This window comes from Citrobacter sp. VF227 (assembly GCF_052950715.1).
Map to the genome: position 1 here is coordinate 1 of NZ_JBRFVF010000232.1, position 531 is coordinate 531.

Annotated in this window: 1 rRNA gene; it reads right to left on the minus strand. The window is 51.4% G+C overall.

The annotated features are described in order from the left end of the window. Positions 1 to 531: ribosomal RNA gene (locus ACU8YC_RS26060) — 23S ribosomal RNA — on the minus strand; the annotation flags it as partial.

Below are 531 nucleotides of genomic sequence, written 5' to 3' on the forward strand. Positions count from 1 at the left end.
TCCTGGCCATGGATAGATCACCTGGTTTCGGGTCTACGCCCAGCAACTGAACGCCCTATTCGGACTCGCTTTCGCTACGCCTGCCCTATTCGGTTAAGCTTGCTACTGAACGTAAGTCGCTGACCCATTATACAAAAGGTACGCCGTCACCCCTTGCGAGGCTCCGACTGTTTGTATGCATGCGGTTTCAGGATCTATTTCACTCCCCTCCCGGGGTTCTTTTCGCCTTTCCCTCACGGTACTGGTTCACTATCGCTCGATCACGAGTATTTAGCCTTGGAGGATGGTCCCCCCATCTTCAGACAGGATTTCACGTGTCCCGCCCTACTTGTCGCACACCTAGTTCTTTCATACTGTTTTCGCCTACAGGGCTATCACCTGCTATGGCCGCACTTTCCAGAGCGTTCGGCTAACAATACAAATAAAGAGTGCAAGGCTCATCCCATTTCGCTCGCCACTACTTTGGGAATCTCGGTTGATTTCTTTTCCTGCGGTTACTTAGATGTTTCAGTTCACCGCGTTCGCTTCACT